The 14,274-nt window shown below is 36.9% G+C and carries 14 protein-coding genes and 2 pseudogenes; 10 read left to right on the forward strand and 6 right to left on the reverse strand.

The genetic code is table 11. The annotated features are described in order from the left end of the window. The coding region (locus BN1243_RS06150) for an SCO family protein (protein ID WP_062110444.1) at window positions 1-433 on the forward strand (433 nt) is incomplete at its 5' end. A 15-nt stretch (window positions 434-448) separates the two neighbouring features. Here BN1243_RS06150 and BN1243_RS06155 read toward each other — a convergent pair. Further along, a pseudogene (locus tag BN1243_RS06155) lies at window positions 449-823 on the reverse strand (transposase); the annotation flags it as partial. A 103-nt stretch (window positions 824-926) separates the two neighbouring features. Between BN1243_RS06155 and BN1243_RS21980 the strand changes: the two are divergent. From BN1243_RS21980 to BN1243_RS06165, 4 genes and pseudogenes are all read left to right on the forward strand, one after another. Further along, window positions 927-1,085, forward strand: a complete 159-nt coding sequence (locus BN1243_RS21980) for a hypothetical protein (protein ID WP_154669807.1) — start codon at window positions 927-929, stop codon at window positions 1,083-1,085. A 320-nt stretch (window positions 1,086-1,405) separates the two neighbouring features. Next, window positions 1,406-1,537 (forward strand): annotated as a pseudogene (locus tag BN1243_RS21985) (proline dehydrogenase); the annotation flags it as partial. 22 nt (window positions 1,538-1,559) lie between these two features. After that, on the forward strand, window positions 1,560-3,110 hold the full coding sequence (gene pruA / locus BN1243_RS06160; RefSeq protein ID WP_062110397.1) for an L-glutamate gamma-semialdehyde dehydrogenase: 1,551 nt from the start codon (window positions 1,560-1,562) through the stop codon (window positions 3,108-3,110). Between the two features lie 197 nt (window positions 3,111-3,307). Next, window positions 3,308-4,537 carry a PucR family transcriptional regulator gene (locus BN1243_RS06165; RefSeq protein WP_062104995.1) on the forward strand — a complete coding sequence of 410 codons (1,230 nt, stop codon included), beginning with the start codon at window positions 3,308-3,310 and terminating at the stop codon, window positions 4,535-4,537. On the opposite strand, the gene BN1243_RS06170 is transcribed toward BN1243_RS06165, so the two are convergent. The 3 genes from BN1243_RS06170 to BN1243_RS06180 form a co-directional block, all read right to left on the reverse strand. After that, on the reverse strand, window positions 4,517-5,017 hold the full coding sequence (locus BN1243_RS06170) for a transposase (protein WP_084781809.1): 501 nt from the start codon (window positions 5,015-5,017) through the stop codon (window positions 4,517-4,519). The genes BN1243_RS06165 and BN1243_RS06170 overlap by 21 nt on opposite strands. Before the next feature lie 382 nt (window positions 5,018-5,399). Further along, window positions 5,400-5,756: a YlbF/YmcA family competence regulator gene (locus BN1243_RS06175; protein WP_062105343.1), complete on the reverse strand. Its 357-nt coding sequence runs from the start codon at window positions 5,754-5,756 to the stop codon at window positions 5,400-5,402. Window positions 5,757-5,791: 35 nt separating this feature from the next. Beyond that, window positions 5,792-6,928: a DUF445 domain-containing protein gene (locus BN1243_RS06180; RefSeq protein ID WP_062105344.1), complete on the reverse strand. Its 1,137-nt coding sequence runs from the start codon at window positions 6,926-6,928 to the stop codon at window positions 5,792-5,794. A gap of 173 nt (window positions 6,929-7,101) precedes the next feature. Here BN1243_RS06180 and BN1243_RS06185 point away from each other — a divergent pair, with 173 nt between their 5' ends. The 5 genes from BN1243_RS06185 to BN1243_RS06205 all read left to right on the forward strand — a co-directional run bounded on the left by BN1243_RS06185 (window position 7,102) and on the right by BN1243_RS06205 (window position 10,315). Then, complete coding sequence (locus tag BN1243_RS06185) at window positions 7,102-7,317, forward strand: DUF5342 family protein (RefSeq protein ID WP_062105345.1); 216 nt, start codon at window positions 7,102-7,104, stop codon at window positions 7,315-7,317. Window positions 7,318-7,382: 65 nt separating this feature from the next. Further along, a complete protein-coding gene (locus tag BN1243_RS06190) occupies window positions 7,383-7,577 on the forward strand; it encodes a hypothetical protein (protein ID WP_062105346.1) in 195 nt (64 codons plus the stop codon). A gap of 135 nt (window positions 7,578-7,712) precedes the next feature. Next, window positions 7,713-8,612, forward strand: coding sequence for a helix-turn-helix domain-containing protein (locus BN1243_RS06195; protein ID WP_062105347.1), 900 nt, complete (start codon window positions 7,713-7,715; stop codon window positions 8,610-8,612). Window positions 8,613-8,728: 116 nt separating this feature from the next. Beyond that, window positions 8,729-9,829, forward strand: coding sequence for an ABC transporter ATP-binding protein (locus tag BN1243_RS06200; RefSeq protein ID WP_062105348.1), 1,101 nt, complete (start codon window positions 8,729-8,731; stop codon window positions 9,827-9,829). A gap of 279 nt (window positions 9,830-10,108) precedes the next feature. Beyond that, window positions 10,109-10,315, forward strand: coding sequence for an alpha/beta-type small acid-soluble spore protein (locus tag BN1243_RS06205; RefSeq protein WP_062105349.1), 207 nt, complete (start codon window positions 10,109-10,111; stop codon window positions 10,313-10,315). A 58-nt stretch (window positions 10,316-10,373) separates the two neighbouring features. Here BN1243_RS06205 and fumC read toward each other — a convergent pair whose 3' ends face one another. Next, on the reverse strand, window positions 10,374-11,762 hold the full coding sequence (fumC, locus tag BN1243_RS06210; RefSeq protein WP_062105350.1) for a class II fumarate hydratase: 1,389 nt from the start codon (window positions 11,760-11,762) through the stop codon (window positions 10,374-10,376). A 230-nt stretch (window positions 11,763-11,992) separates the two neighbouring features. Further along, a complete protein-coding gene (locus BN1243_RS06215; protein WP_062105351.1) occupies window positions 11,993-14,059 on the reverse strand; it encodes a transglycosylase domain-containing protein in 2,067 nt (688 codons plus the stop codon). Window positions 14,060-14,274 lie beyond the last annotated feature (215 nt).

Genomic DNA, 14,274 nt, shown 5'->3' on the forward strand with positions numbered 1-14,274 from the left:
AAAGGGAAATGTATGGGTAGCTGATTTCGTTTTTACAAATTGCACTACAGTTTGCCCGCCAATGACTGCTAATATGACAGAACTTCAACAAATGGTCGAAAAACAGGGGCTTGACAATGTTCATTTTGTTTCCTTTAGTGTCGATCCCGAAGTAGACTCGCCCAAAGCTCTAAAAAAATATGGAGAAGCGTTCGGAGCCAATTTTTCAACATGGCATTTTTTAACAGGCTATGAACAAGAAGTCATTGAGGATTATGCTTATAAGAATTTTAAAGAATGGGTTAAAAAACCGGATAATAACGATCAAGTCATTCACGGAGTCAGTTTTTATCTAATTAATAAAAATGGAGAAGTTATTACCCAATATCCCGGTAATGAAGATGTTCCTTTTAAACAAATTGTAAAAGATATCAAATCAGCCTCTAAACAATAAAAACAAGTGGCTGTCCTATAAGTCCCTCGAATAAAACAGGAGGAGAAAAATGACACTTTTTTCTCCTCCTGTTTTTGTGTTTTTTCGCTTATTACCTGAAAATAGCTGGCGAATGCTGGCTATTTTCAGGAGATTGTGAGCAAAGGCCACAATTCCGAATTCAGTGTGGACCTTTTCAAGACCCCGTAGTAAAAATCTACGGAATGACCGATTGCCCTTGATGTGATCGAACACCCTTTCCACCTCAATCTTGCGCCGAGCGTAGATAGCTGCCTTCTTATCACATTCAAGGGCTGTTTTTGCTTTTGTTTTCATTTCTTCGAAAATCGGATTCCAATGAACTTGACGATTACCTTTGGCTTTTGTGCAGACTTCTTTCAATGGGCAACCCGAACAGTCTTCTCATTCGTAAATCTTGTAGATTTAAAGCTTTGCCATCTTCGATGTTCAGGAGTTCATTTCGGAAAAACATATTGCGCGTGTGGTGGATGAAATGGTGGAGGCGATTCCCGATGCACAACTCTTTGCGTATTATACGGGTGGCGGCCGTAGTTCCTATCATCCAAAAATAATGCTGAAAGTCATTCTGTATGCGATTGGTGAGGACAAGGAGCCGCGTTTCGATTTCTTGATCCGTATGGAACATACGTAAAGGAAAAGACGCGTAAATATAAAAATGACATCAAGTGGACATATCAAGAAGAGGACGATCTATTCATCTGTCCGAATGGACAGAGAATCATTGCATAAAAATCGTCCTCCCTATGAATGTTGTGTGGTAACTTCATTTTACTAGATAGGACGATTTTTTTGTGCACTTTTTTTAGATATGTTAAAAATAATCGTTTCATTTTAAGCACGTTGATTGGAGCAGAAGGCGCGAGACTCCTGCGGGAATAACATGAGCCTTGAGACCCCGCAAGTCGCACAGCGACTGAGGAGGCTCAAGCCATGCCCGCGGAAAGCGAGNTCCTAGTTCAGGATGGCTATAAAGTGAGGGTTTATGTACCTTATGGTGAGGATTGGTACGGTTACTTTATGAGAAGGTTAGCAGAAAGGCCTGCAAATATTGCTTTTGCATTTAAGGGACTAACAAAAAAATAGTTAAATACATTTTTTAGGAGTGATAGTATTGATTACGTATAAACATGAACCTTTTACTGATTTTACGAAAGAAAAAAATCAAAAAGAATTTGCTAAAGCTATACAACTTGTTGAAAGTTATCTAGGAAAAGACTATCCGCTAATCATCAATGGCGAGTCTATCACTACGGAAGATCATATTATTTCTATTAATCCAGCGAATAAAAAAGAGGTTATAGGACGTGTCTCAAAAGCAGATCGAAAAATGGTCGAACTTGCAATGGAAAGTGCCTTAAGGGCATTTGAAACATGGAAAAAAACGAAACCTGAAGTTCGAGCAAATATCCTTTTTAAAGCTAGTGCCATTATTCGTCGCCGTAAACATGAGTTCTCTGCATTGTTAGTGAAGGAAGCTGGAAAACCATGGAACGAAGCGGATGCAGATACTGCGGAAGCCATTGATTTCTTGGAATATTATGGACGACAAATGTTAGAAATGAAGAACGGAAAAAAAGTGGAGAGTAGACCTGGTGAATATAATCGCTATGACTATATTCCACTCGGCGTAGGTGTGGTCATTTCACCGTGGAATTTTGCCTTCGCAATCATGGCAGGAACTACCGTAGCTGCACTTGTTTCAGGGAATACGGTACTGTTAAAACCTGCATCAACGACACCGATTATTGCAGCAAAATTTATTGAGGTGTTAATAGAAGCTGGCTTACCAAAAGGTGTAGTAAATTTTATACCAAGTAGTGGATCGGAAATTGGTGATTACATTGTCGATCATCCTAAAACACGATTTATTAGCTTTACTGGTTCTCGAGAAGTAGGTACTCGCATTTATGAACGTGCTGCAAAAGTAAATGAGTCACAAATTTGGTTAAAGCGTGTCATCGCTGAAATGGGAGGTAAAGACACGATTATCGTTGATACAGAAGCTGACTTAGAACTGGCTGCCCAATCCATAGTTCGTTCAGCTTTTGGTTTCTCCGGACAAAAATGCTCTGCATGTTCCCGTGCGATCATTGTAGAGGATGTTTACGATCAAGTTTTAGGCCGTGCGGTTGAATTAACGAAAGAACTAACCGTAGGGGATCCAACAAATCCAGATCATTTTATGGGGCCAGTTAATGACCAAAATGCTTTTGATAAAATAATGAACTATATTGAAATTGGCATGGATGAAGGTCGGTTAATGATTGGTGGAGCAGGTGATGACACAATAGGCTATTTCATACAGCCGACCATTTTTGCAGATGCTGACCCTAATGCTCGGATTATGCAAGAGGAAATTTTTGGACCTGTAGTAGCATTTTCTAAAGCTAGGGATTTTACGCACGCAATCAAAATAGCCAATAACACAGAATATGGATTAACAGGAGCAGTCATTTCAAATAACCGCGATCATTTAGAACAAGCGCGCGAAGATTTTCATGTTGGGAATCTATATTTCAATCGTGGCTGTACAGGTGCTATCGTTGGTTATCAACCATTTGGAGGCTTCAATATGTCAGGTACAGATTCGAAAGCAGGCGGTCCTGATTATCTCCTCCTCCATTTACAAGCAAAAACAACTTCGGAAATGCTTTGAATAAGGAAAGCGAAAATGCACTGTTTAGCGAAGTACAAACTTCGGTCCCTTTGACTTATCATAGGGGATGAGCTCTGAACAAATTGCATGCATCGAGCTAGAAATAAGGGAGTGTCTCCTTTATCTCTAGCTTTTTTTACTGTCTAAGCTATCACTATGGTAGACTATGGTAAGAATGCTTTGCGAGGTGAATATTCTTGAAGCCATTATTAGAAAAAATCTTTACACTATCTGATATTGATGAAATAGCCGATTTAATAAGCAATCATTTAAAAAAACCGATCATTATTGAAGATCATCAATTTTCTTTATTGGCCTATAATTCCTTTTACATTGACCGGTTTGATGAGGTAAACAAATTAACGATCTTTGCAAAACGTTGGCCAATTTCCATTGTAGAAAAATTTTTCGATGAAGGGATTGTGGACCAACTTAAAACATCTTCAAAACCTTTCAGAGTTAAGGAAATGAAAGAAATTGGCCTTAATCAGAGGGTTGTTGTAAGCGCTAAATATAAAGGGACAATCTTAGGCTATATATGGATACAAGAAACAGCTCCTCTACTGACTGACAAAGAATTTGCATTCATACACGAGGTTTCTTCTCATATTGCTAAGCTACTATATGAAAACAATCAAAATAAACTTAAGAAAAGCCAAGAAAAAGATATATTTTTCAAAAAAGTTATAGGTGACTTTTATCAAACAGAGAAACAAATGAAGTCGGCAGCAGCTAATGTGAATGTTAAGTTCCCAAAATTTTTTATTCTAAATGTATTTTCCGTACCTCAAGAAAACGAACATATTTTTAACGATCTTTTAGATAGAATAATACTGTATTTAAATACTTTAAAATACCCTACTCATCTATTTACAGATCATTTAAAAATTATCGTTTTAATTGGAAGTGACTTAGCTCCTTCTCGCGAATTAACGGAAAGTACCAAAAACTTAACATCCCTTATTTTAGATCATTTTCCAGAACAAACCATTTATTCTGGCATCAGTAATGAACACTCATCTGTTCTCAAATTAAAACATAGCTACTTAGAAGCACTTGAAGTGATAAAAACGGGAAAATTCCTAGGTTTAGGCAAGCTCCCCTCTTTCGAATACAAAAACCTTGGGATTTTGCGGTATCTTGAAACGATTTCTAGCTATCACACAAAATTAAATTATACTAATAGTGATTTATTAATCTTAAAGCAGAAAGATGAGGAAAGCCAAACAAGCTTAATCGAAACATTAGAGTTGTTTTTATTAAATAACTGTCGTTTAAAGCCATCAGCTGAACAATTATATATTCACACGAATACATTAAAATATCGATTAAATCAAATTGCAGAATTAACTTCAATTCAATTTGATAGCTTTCTAATGAATTGTCAATTATATATTGATATACAGTTAATGAAAACGGATGAATAAAGGGGCTGTCCTATAAGTCCCTCGAATAAAACAGGAGGAGAAAAATGACACTTTTTTCTCCTCCTGTTTTTGTGTTTTTTTGCTTATTACCTGAAAATAGCTGGCTATTTTCAGGAGATTGTGAGCCAAGGCCACAATTCCGAATTCAGTGTGGACCTTTTCAAGACCCCGTAGTAAATATCTACGGAATGACCGATTGCCCTTGATGTGACCGAACACGCTTTCCACCTCAATCTTGCGCCGAGCGTAGATAGCTGCCTTCTTATCACATTCAAGGGCTGTTTTTGCTTTTGTTTTCATTTCTTCGAAAATCGGATTCCAATGAACTTTACGATCACCTTTGGCTTTTGTGTAGACTTCTTTCAATGGGCAACCCGAACAGTATTCACATTGGTAAATCTTGTAGCTTTGCACAAATCCTGAGGCGTTTTTCTTGTTTTGATCCCTTTTAAAAATGATTCTCTGTCCATTCGGACAGATGAATAGATCGTCCTCTCAGTAGTAATCTTCGGATTGCACATAAAAATCGTCCTCTCTATGAATGTTGTGTGGTAACTTCATTTTACTAGATAGGACGATTTTTTTGTGCACTTTTTTTAGATATGTTAAAAATAATCGTTTCATTTTAAGCACGTTGATTGGAGCAGAAGGCGCGAGACTCCTGCGGGAATAACATGAGCCTTGAGACCCCGCAAGTCGCACAGCGACTGAGGAGGCTCAAGCCATGCCCGCGGAAAGCGAGTGCCTTCTGCGGAAATCAACACCCTCGTTTAAAACAACTAAAAAGGGGCAGCCAAAAAGGGAAGTGATCTTCCACTTTTTGGACAGCCCCTTCTTACCTTCAATCAAGTAGTTTTGTTTATTACTTTCCACCCATTGATCCATAAAGTTCATCAAGTGGTTTCATAATAATTTTATTTAATTCTTGGATTGCCATACTCATTCGCTGTTCAGCTTCCATTAACTTTGTTACACTTGTATTTTCTTGAACCTTGTTTGCAATCGCCTGGGCTTCTATTACTTCTTCTTCTGTAATATCTTGCCCAGCCATTTGCTTTTGTTGAAGCTCAATTTGTACATTTCGGAATGCATCAAATAATGATTTAGCCGACTCGTTATGCTCCACAGTTGCATACATTTTCTGTAATTCTTGAAATTCCTCACTATTTCTTAAAGCTTTTTCAAGCTCCAATGCACATGTATTTAGATTAGTTGCCATTTAAAGAAACCTCCTTTCCCGACTATCTTAACATATTAAGAGGTAATCAGAACAATGATTGCTTGAATTAGTCCAATTGCACCACCAAGAATTGCGCCAAGATAAGTGATCATTACTAACTCTTTTTTTGCAATAGAAAGCACAAGTTCTTCCAACCTCTCTAATGAAAAAGATTCAATTTGTTCCCGGACAATTGCTTCAACTTGAAAACGTTCGATGATCTCCCCAGAACGCTTCGTCAAATACTTACCTCCTAATTCCAATAAAAAAGGTATAAATTTTTCATCGATTTTATCTTTGATCGGAGCGATAAGTTCAGCAATAGATTGGTGGTAAACTTTTTCAATTTGAATTGTATTGGCAAACCATGATTGAATATTAGCCAAAATCTTTTCATCGTTCCAACTTGGAATTAGTTCCTGCAAAGAACGACTTTCAAGCTTAGTCCATTCAGTTTCTAGCACATGGACCAACATTTGCTTCGTTCCTTCGTTATTTAAAAACTTAATAATCTCTGGTTGAAAGCGATCTGCTAATGAATCATTCCCGACAAACATTTGTACTAAGTTCCAAAGCTTTCCACGCTCTTTTAAGAAATTTTCAATCATCGTTTTTACTTTATGCTTACCTTCCATACTAGAAAAATAATCTGTTGCTTTATTAATAATTTGATCAGCGACCAATGGAACTTTCTCTTCAACTTGTGCACTCCATTCCACGGGGATAAGATCCCCAATGGATCGGTTCCAATAAACTTCTTTTAGAGAATTATATTGACCCTCAATCTTTTTATTAATGAAGGTATTTGTTTTTTCCACCGGATCTTCCAGCTGCAGCTTTATTAAAAATTCCTCAAGTGTTATTCCATGATCCAACCAGCTGTTAAATTTTTCTCGAAAAAGAGTCTCCATTTCTTTTTTTAACGTATCTTCAGCCAGTTTCCTTTGAATACTTTCAGGCGTAACGAGGTGATTAACAACTAATTTTCCAATTTGATCGGCCAATTCATTTCGTCGTTTTGGAATTAGCCCTGGTGTGAAAGGTAACTGCCATTTCCCGATATAAATTGGTTGATAAGGATGAAATAGCATCCTTATTGCCAAAAAATTGGTGAACCCTCCAATAACGGCTCCTATTAAAACCATAAAAAAGATCGTAAATAAACTATTCATTTTTAAACCTCCCACAGGCAGGTTGAGTTCGTATATCTTTGATTCACCTGCTTGTACATTTACGTTTCATATAGAAAAAAGTTTCTTTCTTTATTATAGACTGTTCTCATTTAATTTTTGAAATGATTTTAAGTCAGGATTTTTTTTGATACACTAGAATTGAGGTGAAATATGTGATACTGCATTTCCAAATTCAATCTATGTTTTCCAATCAACAGCTTCCAGGCTGGACCTTTTCATTTTATTTTCAACAAACAAAAATGACAGGATTATATCAGGCTGATGGTCAAATTCACTGGACTTCTAACGTTCCAGATAATGTAAAAACAGAATTGGAAAAACAAGTGCATGATTTAATGATCTTTCATGTTTATGATCGGATGCGTTGAACATTATTTACCGCGAATGATGCGACCATTTGGTTTCCAGACTATTTAGTAAGGAGGCTGATGGTATGTCAAAGAATAAAAATAATAAAGAGCAATTCTTGCCCGATGTAGAATATGAAGGTCGCGATGAACTATATGTAGATGTCGACCGTATGATTAACGAAGGAATGTCTGGCGGTTATGTATTCATGCGGGACGATTCCACGAACATAGAAGAGACCATTGATCTATTTCCAGAAGATAAGCCGAAGAAAATATGAATGAATAGCGGGGCGAGCTTCATTGCTCGTCTCTTTAATTAAATTCTAGTGCTATCCCGCCCAAAATGGACAGATGGCACGCCTAGCAATTAAGGACGTATGCATTTTTCTAAGAAAGAGGAGATTTCAGACTGTATGTTTAATCAATTATTACAAATTTATCCGGACGCAGTAATAAGCTCACAACCAAGTGCAAATCCACAGCTTTTATGGGTTAAAGATAGTGAAACGAATTCCTTTATCGGCATTCCTATTGAACGATTATCAGAAGGTGAGATAACGTTATTAAACACATTATTTCCAATAGATCATACTAATCCTACGTTAAGACTTTCACCAATCGCAAAGGAATGGCGGAATTATCTTATACTTGATGGACCCTTCCCTCCTTTTCATTCGGAAAATATCCGCTTTATTCATTACATGATTACGAATATTCGAAGTGACTTTCAATATGATGAATGGAAAGAAGCAGTCAAGAGCCTATTCTCCAACGAGGTTTTAATAGTTCCTCTAAGTCATCATCATGGTGTAATTATAGAAGAAGAAAGGAATTTAGCGATAACCGAAACAGAGCTATTCTCTGCTATTGAAGCTTTTGAAAGTGACTTTTTTATTAAAATTCATTTTTTTATAAGTCATTTCAAAGCGCCTCACGAAAACTTGCGAGCCCTGTTTAAATTAGAAAAGAAATTATTAGAACTTTCATTGTCGGAACATCCTGAAGAGCGGATTTTCACGAGGGAAAAGTCAATGCCCATCTATGCCTATCAAAATCTTTTAGAAAAGGATCGGCAAATTTTGTTTAGTGATATACATACTATTTTAGCGGATGACCCTGAGCTATCGAAAACGATTAAAACGTATATTGAAAACCAATCGAACGCCACATTAACAGCTAAGAAGCTCTTTATGCATAGAAATAGTCTACAATATCGCATAGACAAGTTTATTGAAAAAACAGGAATTGATATTAAATCCTTTCATGGAGCATTTTTCACATATTTAGCTTGTTTACATATTTTTGATGAGTAATATGCATTATGCCCAAAAAAGCTTGATAGTCTTTGTGCACCTTGTCCATAGCCAGGTGAAAGCGGATTCTGTAAACTAATAATCAAGAAATAAATACACTTTAGGGGGATTTATAGATGGCAGAACTACGCTTAGATAATATTTATAAAGTCTATGATAATAAAGTTACAGCTGTTTCCGACTTTAATTTGCATGTTAAAGATAAAGAATTTATTGTATTTGTTGGTCCTTCCGGTTGCGGTAAATCAACTACACTTCGAATGATTGCTGGTCTAGAAGAAATTACACAAGGTGATTTCTATATTGACGATAAAAGAGTTAATGATGTTGCACCAAAAGACCGCGACATCGCGATGGTTTTCCAAAACTATGCCCTTTATCCTCATATGACAGTATATGATAACATGGCATTCGGTTTGAAATTACGTAAAATGCCGAAGAAAGATATTGAAGTCCGTGTAAATGATGCTGCAAAAATTCTTGGACTTGAAAGCTTCCTAGACCGTAAACCAAAAGCTCTTTCAGGTGGACAACGTCAACGTGTTGCCCTAGGCCGTGCGATCGTTCGTGATGCTAAAGTATTCTTGATGGACGAACCTTTATCTAACCTTGATGCTAAGCTTCGTGTACAAATGCGTGCTGAAATCGCTAAACTTCACCAAAGACTACAAACTACGACTATTTACGTAACGCATGACCAAACAGAAGCTATGACAATGGCAACTCGTATCGTTGTTATGAAAGATGGCGTTATTCAACAAGTAGGAAGTCCGAAAGAAGTTTATGATAATCCTGACAATATTTTCGTTGGTGGCTTTATAGGTTCTCCTGCTATGAACTTCTTCCATGGAAAACTGACTGATGATGGTTTTGATATCGAAGGAGGAAATAAAGTAGCTGTTCCTGAAGGAAAAATGAAAATGCTTCGTGAGCAAGGCTATGTTGGTAAAGAAGTAGTAATGGGTGTTCGCCCTGAAGATATTCATGATGAACCTGCTTTCATCGAAGCTTCTCCTAAATCAAAAATCGAGGTAAAAATTGAAGTTTCCGAACTGTTAGGTGCTGAAACTCAACTTTATTCTTCTATTGGTAACCAAGATTTTGTAGCCAAAATTGATGCGAGAACAATTGCTGAACCAGGACAAATGATGGATCTAGCGCTCGATATGAATAAAGTTCACTTCTTCGATATTTCAACTGAATTAAGAATTCGTTAATATACTCTAACAAAAAACCTGTCAATGAAAATTGACAGGTTTTTTTATATGTTTTTAGAAAATAATAGTTGTATGTCATCATCTAGATTCTATTTCATGGAATCACCATAAATTCCCTGTTACAAATTGCGAATATTTTTCTGCCAAAAAAACATACTACAAAATACAAACAAAAAATTTAAAGCGCTGGGTTCAACCATAGTTGGTGCACACCCTTGTGTGCCGGTGCAAATCCGGCTGACCCAACCAAAAAAAAAAAACAACAAGGAGATGACAGAAATGGCTAACAACAATTCTAACAACTCTAACCAAATTCTAGTACCGGGTGCAGAACAAGCAATCAATCAAATGAAGGTTGAAATTGCACAAGAATTTGGTGTAAACCTTGGAGCTGACACAACTTCTCGTGCCAATGGTTCTGTTGGTGGAGAAATTACAAAGCGTTTAGTTTCAATGGCTCAAAACCAACTTGGTGGATCTCGTTAATTAAAAACTAAATAAAAATGGCTTAGCCCCCGGAATTTCCGGGGGCTACTATTAAATGTTATTCGGGCAAATTAACCATTTTCTTAGGGTCGATCCATTCTTCGTATTGCTCCTCTGTTAAATAACCCGTTTTTATGGCTGCTTGTTTAAGTGTAGTTCCTTCATTAAATGCAAGCTTAGCAATTTCAGCTGCCTTTTCATAGCCAATATAAGGATTGAGAGCAGTTACAAGCATTAGTGAACGATTCATGTTTTCCTCAATCACGTCAAGATTCGGCTCAAGTCCTTGAACACAATTTTCGTCAAAAGAAACCATTCCATCAGCAAGTAAGCGAACGGATTGAAGGAAATTATAAATGATAACTGGTTTAAAAACATTCAGTTCAAAATTCCCTTGACTTGCAGCAAATCCGATTGCAGCATCATTCCCAAAGACTTGAGTAACGACCATTGTCAATGCTTCGCTTTGAGTAGGGTTTACTTTCCCTGGCATAATCGAGCTTCCTGGCTCATTTGCTGGTATAGTAATTTCCCCAATTCCACTACGTGGTCCACTAGCAAGCCAACGTACATCATTAGCAATTTTCATTAAATCCGCAGCTAATCCTTTTAAGGCCCCATGAACATAAACTATTTCATCATGACTTGTTAAAGCATGAAATTTATTATCCGAAGAGATAAATGCGTAACCCGTTTGCTTCTCAAGTTGTTTGGCTACTTTATCGCCGAAAGAAGGGTCAGCATTAATCCCGGTTCCAACTGCTGTTCCTCCAATTGCAAGGCTCAGAAGATGTTCAATGCTTTCTTTAAGCATAACCTCACTTCTATCCAACATGGCACGCCATCCACTAATTTCTTGACCGAGTGTTAGTGGAGTAGCATCTTGAAGATGAGTCCGTCCAATCTTAATGATGTTCATATAAGCATTCTCTTTTTCCTTCAATGTTCCTTTAAGTTGTTGAAGCGCGGGTAATAAAAGATTTTGTACTTCTTCATATGCGGCAACATGCATAGCAGTTGGGAAAGTATCATTCGAACTTTGTGACATATTCACATCATCATTCGGATGCACTTTCTCTTCGCTGCCTTGTTCAGCTAGAATTTCATTCGCTCTTCTCGCAACGACCTCATTTACATTCATATTGGATTGGGTACCGCTTCCAGTTTGCCATACGACAAGAGGAAAATGCTCATTAAATTTCCCTTCTAGTATTTCGTCACAAGCTACCGAAATGGCAGATTTTTTGGCATCGGAAAGTTTACCTAGCTCATGATTAGCAATTGCTGCTGCTTTTTTTAAATGAGTAAACGCTTTAATAACTTCCATTGGTATTTTCTCAGTACCAATTTTAAAGTTTTGCTTACTTCTTTGCGTTTGTGCGCCCCAGTACTTATCCTTTTGAACTTTGATTTCTCCAATCGTATCTTTCTCAATACGGTATTCCATATGTATATGCCTCCTGTCTTACTTTCACACTCTTTATTTTCTCATAATTTGATAAAATTTTCATCTACTAGTCGTAATAATTTTTTGAATAGAAACGATATGGTGAAAAACAACAATCTTATAACAGTCTAATGAAGTAAAACTGATTCCTTTACTATTGACAAGCATCCATAAGAATTGAACGCGTTCTAATAGCCGTGATCCATTGACTATTGAACGCGTTCTACTTTCTAGCGAAGGTTTTTCAATTTTTCCTTGAGTTTATCTTCGAACTTTTTCCATTGACTCTTCCCTTTATCCACTTTATCCTTCCATTTTTCTGTTTCTTTTAACATTTTCTCATCAAATTCATTCCACTTTTCTTTAAATGAACGCTCTTCTTTCTTTTGTTGTTCCTCAAGATGATCATTTATAGAGTTGATCTGAAATTCTTCATTTTCTATAAACTGTAGGCTATCCTTCATAATCGCTCTAAAAACAGGAACTACTACATCCCCACTACTCCCTTTTAAATAATGCTCTTGATCTGTTATATCATAGCCAAGCCAAGTAGCTCCGACTAAATTAGGTGTGTATCCTACAAACCATTGGTCTTTTGTACCGTTCGATGTAAATGAGACTTGAGTAGAACCCGTCTTTCCTGCAATCGAGTAGCCATCAATTTTAGCTCTTTTCCCTGTTCCTGTTTCAACAACATTTAAAAGCATCTCGGTCATTTGTTTAGCTGTTTTTTTGTCGGTTACCCTTATTGTTTTTGGCTGTGCTTCTGCAACAACGTTTCCTGTTGGGCCAATTATTTTTGTAATGATATGACTTTCTACTCGCTTACCTTCATTCGCAAAGGCCGAATATGCTTCTGCCATCTGCTTAGGTGAATATCCTGTTTTTGTTCCACCCAAAGCTAAGCTTAAATACTGATCTTCTGTTTGTGTAGGCAATCCAAACTTTTCCACAGCTTTAAGGCCTTTGTCCAACCCGATTTCATTTAAGAGCCACACTGCTGGAACATTTAAAGAATCTTCTACTGCCTTATACATAGGGACTTCTCCTAAATATTGCTGGTTTGCATTCTTTGGTTGATAATCATCAAATGAAAGATCTTGTTCATCTTTTAGTGTTGAATACGCAGTGTAACCAGCTTCCAGTGCTGGGGTATAAACGGCCAATGGTTTAATAATGGATCCTGGCTGTGCGGTTAGTTGAGTAGCTCGATTATAGGAGCGGAATGTATGTTGCCCCCTGCCTCCTACTAGAGCTCTAATTCCACCTGTTTTTGGATCCAGTAAAAGCGAACCACTTTGTGCCAGTGTTCCATCACTCGCTACTGGAAATAGGGAATCATTTTGGTATACCTTTTCTATAGTAAATTGTAAATTTTGATCCATTTCTGTATAGATCTTATAACCCTTTGTTAAAATTTCATCTTGTGTTAACCCATAGACATTAATAGCTTCATTAATAACTGCATCAACATAGTAAGGGAATTTCCCTTTTAATGGATCTCCACCCTTATTAGAAAGGGCAATTGTAGTATTTTGAGCTTCTTCTCGTTGTTCTTTTGTAATCATTCCAAACTTTTCCATTTGTCCTAATACGGTGTTTCGACGATCGATCGCACCTTCCATATTCTTATAAGGATCTAAAGCAGATGGACGATTAATGATTCCTGCGAGCATTGCAGCTTCGCTCAAATTAATGTTTTCAACATCTTTTCCGAAATATTTCCGTGAAGCATTTTGTACTCCCCATGCACCACTTCCAAAATAAACTTGATTCATATACATTTCTAATATTTCATCTTTTGTGAATGTCTTTTCTAGCTCTACAGCAAGAAATACTTCTTCTAATTTCCTTTTATATGTTCTTTCTGGAGATAATAAAGCCACTTTCGTTAACTGCTGTGTAATCGTACTTCCACCAGCGGTAATCCTTCCTGCTTTCAAATTTGAAAAAAATGCACGACCTATTCCCTTGACATCAAATCCTTTATGCTCTCTAAATCGATGGTCTTCAATCGCTATAATTGCATTTTGCAACTGTTCAGGGACTTTATCGATTGTTACACCCTCTGCCCTATTTGCAGAAACCTTACTTGCTTCATCCCCATCTTTATCATAGATAGTCGTTGATTGGGCGAGCCCTTGCTTTAATGTCTCCACGTTTGCAGAACTCGCTAACCATGCAAAATATACTAGCACTCCCAAAACAAGTAATGCACCCATTAAGAGCAAAATTTGATTCATATGTGCCTTTTTCCATTTTATTCTAATTTTATTCCATATTGTTTTTACATTCATTGTTTACAACCTACTTTCACAACCACATATACTATAATACTTTTCGACAAGTTTTTCTATATTTACTTCGTACCATCCTAACAACAATCTCACCTCCGTTCTCTATTGAGAATTATAAAGATAAGGTGTAAACTAATATCAATAAAAAAATGACAGAAAAAGCCACATTACGACGATATAGCGAACAAAAAGTGAGATATGGACGAGGTGGAAAT

Origin of the sequence: Bacillus niameyensis (assembly GCF_001375535.1) — a bacterium.
Lineage (GTDB): Bacteria > Bacillota > Bacilli > Bacillales > Bacillaceae_C > Lederbergia > Lederbergia niameyensis.

Excerpts from the sequence above, each read along its gene's own strand:
- BN1243_RS21980 (WP_154669807.1), top strand. The coding sequence starts at position 927 with ATGGTGGAGGCGATTCCCGATGCACAACTCTTTGCGTATTATACGGGT.
- BN1243_RS06175 (WP_062105343.1), bottom strand. The coding sequence starts at position 5,756 with ATGGCAACTAATCTAAATACATGTGCATTGGAGCTTGAAAAAGCTTTA.
- BN1243_RS06180 (WP_062105344.1), bottom strand. The coding sequence starts at position 6,928 with ATGAATAGTTTATTTACGATCTTTTTTATGGTTTTAATAGGAGCCGTT.
- BN1243_RS06190 (WP_062105346.1), top strand. The coding sequence starts at position 7,383 with ATGTCAAAGAATAAAAATAATAAAGAGCAATTCTTGCCCGATGTAGAA.
- BN1243_RS06195 (WP_062105347.1), top strand. The coding sequence starts at position 7,713 with ATGTTTAATCAATTATTACAAATTTATCCGGACGCAGTAATAAGCTCA.
- BN1243_RS06200 (WP_062105348.1), top strand. The coding sequence starts at position 8,729 with ATGGCAGAACTACGCTTAGATAATATTTATAAAGTCTATGATAATAAA.
- BN1243_RS06205 (WP_062105349.1), top strand. The coding sequence starts at position 10,109 with ATGGCTAACAACAATTCTAACAACTCTAACCAAATTCTAGTACCGGGT.
- fumC (WP_062105350.1), bottom strand. The coding sequence starts at position 11,762 with ATGGAATACCGTATTGAGAAAGATACGATTGGAGAAATCAAAGTTCAA.
- BN1243_RS06215 (WP_062105351.1), bottom strand. The coding sequence starts at position 14,059 with ATGAATGTAAAAACAATATGGAATAAAATTAGAATAAAATGGAAAAAG.